Source organism: Pantoea sp. Ft-CA_14, from assembly GCF_024520875.1.
GTDB classification, from domain to species: Bacteria; Pseudomonadota; Gammaproteobacteria; order Enterobacterales; family Enterobacteriaceae; genus Pantoea; species Pantoea agglomerans.
The window spans coordinates 131,368-140,509 of the sequence record NZ_JALNPM010000014.1 but is presented as its reverse complement, the minus strand read 5'-3'; the positions used below and the strand labels follow the sequence as shown (position 1 = coordinate 140,509).

General features: G+C 51.6%; 12 protein-coding genes. 10 read left to right on the top strand and 2 right to left on the bottom strand.

All coding sequences use genetic code 11. The annotated features are described in order from the left end of the window. The first annotated feature begins 291 nt into the window (after positions 1 to 291). The 7 genes from pyrC (at position 292) to NR195_RS19015 (ending at position 5,216) form a co-directional block, all read left to right on the top strand. Positions 292 to 1,335, top strand: coding sequence for a dihydroorotase (gene pyrC, locus NR195_RS19045; protein ID WP_089414335.1), 1,044 nt, complete (start codon positions 292 to 294; stop codon positions 1,333 to 1,335). A 62-nt stretch (positions 1,336 to 1,397) separates the two neighbouring features. Continuing rightward, a complete protein-coding gene (gene dinI / locus NR195_RS19040; protein ID WP_010246395.1) occupies positions 1,398 to 1,643 on the top strand; it encodes a DNA damage-inducible protein I in 246 nt (81 codons plus the stop codon). 145 nt (positions 1,644 to 1,788) lie between these two features. Continuing rightward, complete coding sequence (locus NR195_RS19035; protein WP_010246397.1) at positions 1,789 to 2,061, top strand: hypothetical protein; 273 nt, start codon at positions 1,789 to 1,791, stop codon at positions 2,059 to 2,061. 246 nt (positions 2,062 to 2,307) lie between these two features. Next, entirely contained in the window at positions 2,308 to 2,562 is a 255-nt protein-coding gene (gene bssS / locus NR195_RS19030) for a biofilm formation regulator BssS (protein WP_010246399.1), read from the top strand. 94 nt (positions 2,563 to 2,656) lie between these two features. Then, positions 2,657 to 3,769 (top strand): N-methyl-L-tryptophan oxidase, encoded by a 1,113-nt coding sequence (solA, locus tag NR195_RS19025; RefSeq protein ID WP_154209763.1) that lies wholly within the window; start codon positions 2,657 to 2,659, stop codon positions 3,767 to 3,769. A 294-nt stretch (positions 3,770 to 4,063) separates the two neighbouring features. Next, entirely contained in the window at positions 4,064 to 4,639 is a 576-nt protein-coding gene (locus tag NR195_RS19020) for a cytochrome b (protein ID WP_029519566.1), read from the top strand. Between the two features lies 1 nt (position 4,640). Beyond that, positions 4,641 to 5,216 carry a YceI family protein gene (locus NR195_RS19015; protein WP_022625884.1) on the top strand — a complete coding sequence of 192 codons (576 nt, stop codon included), beginning with the start codon at positions 4,641 to 4,643 and terminating at the stop codon, positions 5,214 to 5,216. Positions 5,217 to 5,255: 39 nt separating this feature from the next. Here the strand turns inward: NR195_RS19015 and NR195_RS19010 are convergent, their stop codons facing one another. Further along, complete coding sequence (locus NR195_RS19010) at positions 5,256 to 6,305, bottom strand: rhodanese-related sulfurtransferase (RefSeq protein WP_256844817.1); 1,050 nt, start codon at positions 6,303 to 6,305, stop codon at positions 5,256 to 5,258. Positions 6,306 to 6,557: 252 nt separating this feature from the next. On the opposite strand from NR195_RS19010, the gene NR195_RS19005 reads away from it, so the two are divergent. From NR195_RS19005 to NR195_RS18995, 3 genes are all read left to right on the top strand, one after another. After that, complete coding sequence (locus tag NR195_RS19005; protein ID WP_010246409.1) at positions 6,558 to 7,481, top strand: Kdo(2)-lipid IV(A) acyltransferase; 924 nt, start codon at positions 6,558 to 6,560, stop codon at positions 7,479 to 7,481. Positions 7,482 to 8,010: 529 nt separating this feature from the next. Continuing rightward, on the top strand, positions 8,011 to 8,277 hold the full coding sequence (locus NR195_RS19000; RefSeq protein ID WP_010669830.1) for a hypothetical protein: 267 nt from the start codon (positions 8,011 to 8,013) through the stop codon (positions 8,275 to 8,277). Positions 8,278 to 8,407: 130 nt separating this feature from the next. Next, entirely contained in the window at positions 8,408 to 8,809 is a 402-nt protein-coding gene (locus NR195_RS18995; RefSeq protein WP_010246413.1) for a MysB family protein, read from the top strand. Here NR195_RS18995 and NR195_RS18990 read toward each other — a convergent pair. Continuing rightward, positions 8,800 to 9,039, bottom strand: coding sequence for a YceK/YidQ family lipoprotein (locus NR195_RS18990; RefSeq protein WP_010669829.1), 240 nt, complete (start codon positions 9,037 to 9,039; stop codon positions 8,800 to 8,802). The two genes, NR195_RS18995 and NR195_RS18990, sit on opposite strands and share 10 nt — an antisense overlap. Positions 9,040 to 9,142 lie beyond the last annotated feature (103 nt).

Sequence of the window (9,142 nt, the reverse complement as noted above, 5' to 3'; positions counted from 1 at the left end):
GGTTCGTCGGCACGACGTCAAAGCCGAAGGTACCGCGTGAGCGGCGCGAGGACGGCCCGGCAGCAGCAGAGGTGCTCTGGCCCGCACTGCGGCTCGCTCGCCCGGAAAAAAGCTGCCACGTTTGACCGTGACAGCCTTTACAAATCTAATCTTAACTGACCAGCATTACCCTGTTGGGCAGCGGATTTTCTTTGACAGCATAAAAAGCAGGTGCAAACGGTTGCCTGAATCCTTATGCTTAGACCCCGGCCAAAACACGCCTTTTGTTTCCCTTCTGCCGGAGCTTCACTGATGACAGCACAACCTCAGCAACTTACCCTGCGTCGCCCTGACGACTGGCATATTCATCTGCGCGACGATGAGATGCTCAACACGGTCCTGCCCTATACCAGCGCGGTGAATGGTCGTGCCATTGTGATGCCTAACCTGGTGCCACCGGTGACCAGCGTGGCAGCAGGTGAAGCGTACCGCGATCGCATCCTGGCGGCGCTGCCCGCCGATCACGCCTTTACGCCGCTGATGACCTGCTATCTGACCGACTCGCTTGATCCTGATGAGCTTGAGCGCGGTTTCACCTCCGGTCTGTTTACCGCGGCTAAGCTCTATCCGGCGCACGCTACGACGAACTCCAGCCATGGCGTTACCGATATCGCCTCCATTGCCCGCGTGCTGGAGCGGATGCAGAAGCTCGGTATGCCACTGCTGATCCACGGCGAAGTCACCGATGCGCATGTCGACATTTTTGACCGCGAAGCCCGGTTTATCGAAACGGTTATGGTGCCGCTGCGCAGCCAGTTTCCGGCACTGAAAGTGGTGATGGAGCACATTACCACTCAGGACGCCGCAGAATATGTTGCCGCCGCCGATGAGACGCTGGGCGCGACCATTACCCCGCAGCATTTGATGTTTAACCGCAATCACATGCTGGTGGGCGGTATTCGTCCGCACCTCTATTGCCTGCCGATTCTTAAACGCAACGTGCATCAGGAAGCATTGCGCAAATTAGTAGCGAGTGGTCATCCGCGCGTCTTCCTCGGCACCGACACAGCACCGCATCTGCGTCATCTCAAAGAGGCCAGTTGCGGCTGCGCGGGGGTATTTAATGCGCCAGCGTCGTTACCCGCTTACGCCACCGTTTTTGAAGAGCTGAACGCGCTGGAACATTTTGAAGCGTTCTGTTCGGAGAATGGCCCGCGTTTTTACGGCCTGCCGCTGAATGAAGGGACGATTACCCTGGTGCGTGAGTCCTGGCAGGTGCCAGAGTCCATCGCGCTCGGCAGCCATTCACTGGTGCCGTTCCTGGCGGGTGAAACGCTGAACTGGCGCATCGCATAATTTTACTTGCCTCCGGCCTGCTGATACTGTAAATATATACAGTATCTTAAACGGAGGCTGTTATGCGCGTTGAAATTACCGTATCAAATACCCGACCTCTTCCTGCTGGTGCGATAGAAGCGTTGAGCGATGAATTATCGCGCCGCATTGATGAACAGTTCCCTGACTCGACCAATCACGTCAAGGTACGTTATGCCAGTGCCAATAATCTCAGCGTGCTGGGCGGTGGAAAAGAGACGCGCGACCAGATCAGCGAGATCCTGCAGCAGACGTGGGAAAGCGCTGACGACTGGTTCAATACTGATTAACCGCCACTGTGCTTTTTTTCCGGGTGTCGCCACCCGGTTTTTTTATCTTTTCTCCCCTCTCGCACTTACCCCGTCCTGCATCTAGACTCTTAATGATCAATGCCCTATCCTTGCGCTCGTCACGCATAACAGGAGGTGCGACACCATGACTACTGATAAACCGGAAGAGGCGATGACCTTTGGTGAGTTGTTAGCACTGATTGGTGATCAGAAGCGTCGTTTAACGGTGCTGGAAAATGCCTTTTCCAGTCTGATTTTCTGTCTTGACGATCGTGCCAGTCAGCTACTGGTACACAATCTGTCGCTGGAAGCCCAAAATCAAAACCATGATGAGCAGCTTCAGCAGCACTTTGCCCGTCTGGCAGAAACACTGCAAAAACGTGGCGGCGGCGTAGTGCCAGAAACGCCGGCTCTCTGAGTCCGCTCACGCGGCTAAGCCCGCTTTTTGCCTGTCTTTTGACTGCTGATAAAAATGCCTGCCCGTCAGGCATTTTATTTTTTTACGCCCGCCTTTCAAACGCAAATATTCTGTGAGAAGCTGACTCACGGCATTTTTTAAACAGTGATACCCTCGTTTACTGTTATAATTGTTTCGCTATTGGAATAAAAAAGCCGCATTGAACCTCATCATGCACTTCGTTTAACGAGTAATAAGGAGGTTATAATGGACAGAAGAAAAGATGTTATACAGACTCACCCACTGGTGGGCTGGGATATCAGTACCGTTGACAGCTATGACGCCATGATGATCCGCCTGCACTCGTTGTCGTCGCAGGATCAAAAAGAAGAAGAAGCGGATGTTGGCCCGACATACTGGCTGACAACGGATGTGGCAAGGCAATTTATCTCGATCCTCGAAGCAGGCATCGCCAAGATAGAATCAGCCGAGCAGATAGAAAGACTCCTCAAAAAGCATTAATTTCTGCCGCATCAAAGAGGCGCCCTCAGGGGTGCCTTTTTCGTTTCTGTTTCTGGTATGCTTTTGATTATCTGTCTCTTAGAGCGTAGTTACCATGATTTATGATCTTATCATCGTTGGCAGCGGTTCCGTGGGCGCGGCGGCAGGCTACTATGCCACCCAGGCGGGTTTATCAGTGTTAATGATCGACAGCGCCCATCCTCCCCATAATCAGGGCACACATCATGGCGAGAGCCGGCTGATTCGTCACGCCTATGGTGAAGGTGAACGCTATGTTCCCCTGGTCCTGCGGGCGCAAACGCTATGGGATGAGCTGGAACAGCGTGCCGGTGAGCGCATCATGCATCGCAGTGGCGTACTTAACCTCGCCCCGAATCAGTCGCCGTTTATTCAGAACGTCATCGACAGCGCGACCCGCTGGCAGCTCAATATTGAGGTGATGCAGCCAGATGACGTGCGCAAGCGCTGGCCACAAATCAATGTGCCTGAGGGCTATCTGGGCGTATTTGAGCCGCAGTCCGGCTATCTGAAATGTGAACAGGCGGTACGCAGCTGGATCCAGCTGGCGGAGCAGGCGGGCTGCGCGCAGCTGTTTAACTGCCCGGTTTCAGAGCTGGGTCGCGATGGCGATCTGCAGCAGGTCACTACCCTGGATGGCGTCTACCGGGGCCGCAAAATGTTGATCAGTGCGGGCACATGGGTTGGCAAATTAGTGCCTGACCTGCCGGTTGCGCCCACCCGCAAGGTGTTCGCCTGGTATCAGGCAGATGGCCGCTACAGTGAGAATAATAAATTTCCCGGTTTTACGGTGGAAATGGGCGATGGCAGCCAGTTTTATGGCTTCCCGGCGGATAACAACGCCCTGAAAGTGGGTCGTCATGATGGCGGTCAGCTGATGCAGCAGCCTGAGGATCGTAAACCTTTTGGCGCGGTGGCGGCCGATGGCAGCGAAGCTTTTGGATTCCTCCGTCAGTTTTTACCTGGCGTCGGTGTCTGTCTGCATGGCGAAGCCTGCAGCTACGATTTTAGCCCGGATGAAGACTTTATAATTGATACCCTGCCGGGTGAACCAGACCGCTTGTTAATCACCGGGCTCAGTGGACACGGGTTTAAATTCGCCAGCGTATTGGGCGAACTGGCTGCAGAATTTGCCCAGCAAAAACCGTTCTCTTTTGATCTGACACCCTTCCGCCTCTCACGTTTCTGACTCGATAAAGGGTGGTATCAGCCTGATGCCGCCCGACTGACAGACTTTGACGAAAATTGACTATTACTGACATAAAGTCAGAATATATTTCGCCCTTTTGGTTAATCCCAGCTCTTTTTAGTTAACGACCAGCGCCTCACAAATAACTCATTCAGTAATATTGCGCATTTCACACCTGATTTATTCAACCTTTTCACAATATAAAATTAAAGTTATAGAAGCGTAAGGATGATTGCTTTTATATTTCATAATGTGGATGCTTATTTCAGATTATTACTTCATGAAAACCTCATTATGTTATTACGTAATTCATCTCATCAGTTTGGCCTGGTTGCCGTGCTGCTGCACTGGTCGATGGCGCTGGCAATTTACGCCATGTTTGCGCTGGGATTATGGATGGTCGGCCTCGGCTATTACGACAGCTGGTATCACGACGCGCCTGAGATCCATAAAAGCATCGGCGTGATCCTGTTGCTGACGCTGATCGTTCGCCTGCTGTGGCGCGTTATTTCGCCGCCGCCAAAACCGCTTAGCAGTTATTCCCCGCTGGTACGCATCAGTTCGGTGGTGGCCCACCTGTTACTGTATACCCTGCTGCTGGCGATTCTGATCAGCGGCTATCTGATCTCCACCGCCGATGGCAAACCCATCTCAGTATTCAGCTGGTTCACCCTGCCCGCGCTGTTCAGCGGTGCTGGCGAACAGGCTGATCTTGCGGGCGACATTCACCTCTGGCTGGCCTGGACGGTTGTGGTCCTGTCACTGCTGCATGGGCTGGCTGCGGTAAAACATCACTTTATCGATCGCGATATCACTTTAAAACGGATGTCGGGTTTGCGTTTCACCTCTCCCTCTGAAAAGGATAAATAATATGTTTAAAAAGACCCTGCTGGCGATGACCGGTGCCAGTCTGCTGCTCGGCTCACTCACCGCCTCTGCCGCTGACTACAAAATCGATAAAGAGGGCCAGCACGCCTTTATTCAGTTCCGTATCCAGCATCTGGGTTACAGCTGGCTCTACGGCACCTTTAAGGATTTTGATGGCCGCTTTACCTTTGATGAGAAGAATCCTGCCGCAGATAAAGTCGACGTCACCATTAACACCAGCAGCATCGATACTAACCATGCTGAACGTGACAAGCACCTGCGCAGTGCCGACTTCCTGAACACCAGCAAAAACCCGCAGGCCACGTTCAAATCCACAGCGGTGGAAAAAGAGGGTGATGAGCTGAAGATTACTGGCGATCTTACGCTGAATGGCGTGACCAAACCGGTAACGCTCGAGGCGAAAATGCTGGGTGAAGGTAAAGATCCGTGGGGCGGCTACCGCGCTGGCTTTGAGGCTGAAGGGGAAATTGCACTGAAAGATTTCAACATCACCAAAGATCTGGGGCCAGCTTCGCAGAAGGTTCAGCTGATGATCTCGGTTGAGGGTGTACGCCAGTAAAACAGCAAGCCGCCTGAAGCTGACTTCAGGCGGCCACGCTTATTTCTTCAGCGGCGAGGGAATGGTCATGTTTAACAGGCCACGCGACTTGTTAAAGATCTTGTTGCCATTTTCACGTCCTGCCCGACGCGCGCGCTGCTCTTCCGGTGAGAGCTTCGCCTCTTCCTGGCAGATCGGGCTACAGCAGTTCTCAAACTTCTCCGCGCAGTTTTTGCACTGAATAAACAGCAGATGACAACCGTCATTGACGCAATTAACGTGAGTATCACAGGGTTCGCCGCACTGATGACAGTTCGACAACACATCGTCAGAGATCCGCTCACCCATCCGCTCATCAAAAACAAAGTTTTTGCCTTTGAAGCGTACCGGTAATCCCTGCTCACGGGCGCGTCGGGCATACTCGATGATACCGCCCTCAATGTGATAGACATCTTCAAAGCCGTTGTGCCGCATCCAGGCACTGGCCTTTTCACAGCGGATCCCGCCGGTGCAGTACATCACGATCTTTTTGTCTTTCTGATCCTGCAGCATCTCAACCGCCATCGGCAGCTGATCGCGGAAAGTATCAGCCGGCACTTCCAGCGCGTTGTCGAAGCGGCCCACCTCATATTCGTAGTGGTTACGCATATCCACGAACAGGGCGTCAGGATCGTCCAGCATGGCGTTTACGTCCGCCGCTTTAAGATACTGACCCACATCGCTGGCATCAAAACTGTCGTCTTCAATACCGTCCGCGACAATGCGGTCGCGCACTTTCAGACGCAGCACCCAGAACGATTTACCATCATCATCCAGCGCAATATTCATCCGCAGGTTGTTCAGCGCCGGATCAAAGCCATACAGCCATTCTTTCATCTTTTCATACTGGCTGGCTGGCACGCTGATCTGCGCATTGATGCCTTCGTGGGCCACGTAGACGCGACCAAAGACCTTAAGAGCTGTCAGGCCAAGATAGAGCGCGTCACGGAATGCTTTGGGATCGGCAATCTGGAAATATTTATAAAAAGAGACAGTGGTGCGCGGCTCGGTTTCAGCCAGCATGCGCGCCTTCAGCTCTTTATTGGAAACGAGGTTATGTAACACTGGCATGGTGTTCGTCCTGTTATCAATAGAAGAAATTTAGCGCGCACATGATACCTGATTTCACCGGGATGCAAAGGCCAGTGACCAGATTGATCGCCTGTTGCCGTTTTTTGCAGCAACATTGGACTATTAACCTTTGTTCATTGATGGCACGTTCCGATAGTGATATTTAAGCGCACGTCAAAAACTGGCACAATGGCGTAAATCAACGAGATATCAGCACCGCACGGTGCGCGACGCAGGAAAATTAACCTTCACATGACTCAGTTGCCTCAGTTTTCACGAGAACTGCTTCACCCGCGCTATTGGCTGACCTGGCTGGGTGTCGCTTCTCTTTATCTTTTGGTGCTACTTCCTTATCCCCTGCTTTATGTTCTCGGCTGTAATATTGGCCGCATTGGGATGCGTTTTATGAAACACCGCGTCAGTATTTCCCGGCGTAATCTGGAATTAAGTTTTCCGGATATGCCGGTAAATGAACGCGAAGCGATGGTTAAACACAATTTCGAATCGGTCGGCATGGGATTAATTGAGACCGGTATGGCGTGGTTCTGGCCTGACTGGCGCATCAATAAATGGCATACGCCTTCGGGGCTGGAGCATATTCAGCAGGCGCGCGATAGCCAGCGCGGCGTGCTGCTTATCGGCATGCACTTTCTGACGCTGGAGATTGGTGCACGCATGTTTGGTATCCATAACCCTGGCATTGGCGTCTATCGCCCGAATGACAACAAACTGATCGACTGGCTTCAGGTCAAAGGTCGGATGCGGTCGAATAAAAGCATGCTCGATCGTAAAGATCTCAAAGGAATGATCCGCGCACTGAAACAGGGTGACATTATCTGGTATGCGCCCGACCACGATTATGGCCCGCGCAGCAGCGTCTTTGTCCCCTTCTTTGGCGTGGAAAAAGCAGCCACAACGGTGGGCACTCATCTGCTGATCCGCACCGGTAAACCGGCTGTCATCCCTTTCGTACCGCGTCGTCTGCCTGGAGGTCGCGGCTATGAACTGATGATACTGCCTGACATCAGCGGCGAATTTACGCTGGAAAGTGATGTCGCAACCGCAACCAGAATGAATCAGGTTGTTGAAGAGGGTGTGCTGCTGGCACCTGAACAGTATATGTGGCTCCACCGCCGCTTTAAAACGCGCCCCGAGGGCGAACCCTCCCGTTATTAATCTGTTCGCGCTAAATGTCTGTCAGGCATTTAGCGCGTTTTACTCCCCTGCTAAATAAATCACTCATGGCTGACTCAGCCTGTAAGCGAAACCGCAGGTCCAGTAATTAATAAACACCTATATTGATAATATAATTTCTCTCTGTTTAAAGTTAAAACTGCTTATCAATTAACAGGACGGCAGGCGGCATTCAGCCTGTTTCGCTTTTTATTAATTAATATTGCAGCGAGTGCTATTAAATGCGTGATGGCGCTGATTATTCTGCACGCCAGGCCTAATCCTATTTAGCTGGTCTTAACGGTGTCTCACCGCTTATGAATCGATAAAAATTAACTTATTTTACAAGCGATTGCCTTGCTGATTTAGCTTATATTCCATTTTACATTTTTTTAACACCCCGATAGACCATTATGGAATTTGAACTCATTAATGCTTATCGGTAGTTTCGTTTGTAACAGTCAGGCCTTTAAGGGCTCTGGCCAGAATTATAAAAAAGACAACACAGCAAACCTCTAATGGGACAGTTAATATGAACAAAGGTCTCTACTATTACGTTACAATCGGTACCGATCAGGAAAATTATCACTTTCTTCATCGTAAAGGGTGCAAGCGTATGCCTGATAAAGAAGAGGTCATATTTATCGGCACGTTATATAATTTGAGTCAGGCCCTCTCCATCGCCAGAATTAATTTTAAGAAAGTTAAGCCATGTATAAAATGTTGTATCCGCTACTCAGCCCCCGTGATTCATGAGTCCGTTCAACCTGTTTTGCATTTCCCGCAAAAGATGATCTGACCCTGACTGGCGGGAAATGGCTTATTTCCCGCCAGTTGCACCGGCCTGACCTTTCCCTCCTTCAGATTTCGTCTATCCTTCACTGAAATCAAATAAATCCATAGTCAAAGACCCGTGAAGGAGAAGAGCGATGAGCATGTACAGTACCTTAGAGGAAGCCATCGATGCTGCACGTGAAGAGTTCCTCGCTAACCACCCGGAGCTCGAGGAAGGGGATGCATCGATCAGTCAGTTTGGTCTGCAAAAGTATGTGATGCAGGATGGCGATATCATGTGGCAGGCTGAGTTCATGGCGGAAGAAGGTGAAGCAGGCGAATGTCTGCCTTACCGTAGCGGTGAAGCGGCACAGGCCATTTTTGATGCAGATTTTGACGAAGTTGAACTACGTCAGGAGTGGTTAGCAGAAAATACCCTGCACGAGTGGGATGACGGCGAGTTCCAGCTGGAGCCGCCGCTGGACACCGAAGAGGGTGAAGCCGCCGCGCAAGAGTGGGAAGATGATAACAGCGATTCCGATCGCAGTTACTCGTAAGGACCGTGGCTGGCATCCACCGGTAGCAACAGGGTATCAACCACCAGCGACAGCGGCAGGTCGAGGATCGTCAGGACCCGCCATCCGCTGTCGCGAACATCCCACTGTACGCCGGGATAGTACTGATTACCGTGCCCCTGCCCGGGAATGGTACGGCTGATAATACTGCCGCATCCGCTTAAGCAGAGCACAGCCGCGACGATAACACCCGCCTTTAAGCACCCTTTCACCACACATATCCGCCATGAAGAAACAGCCATTGAGATCGTCACGCGCTGCTCGCGGTGACTGCCAGCAATAAATTTATCAGCAAATCGCTGTTTTAATCCGATA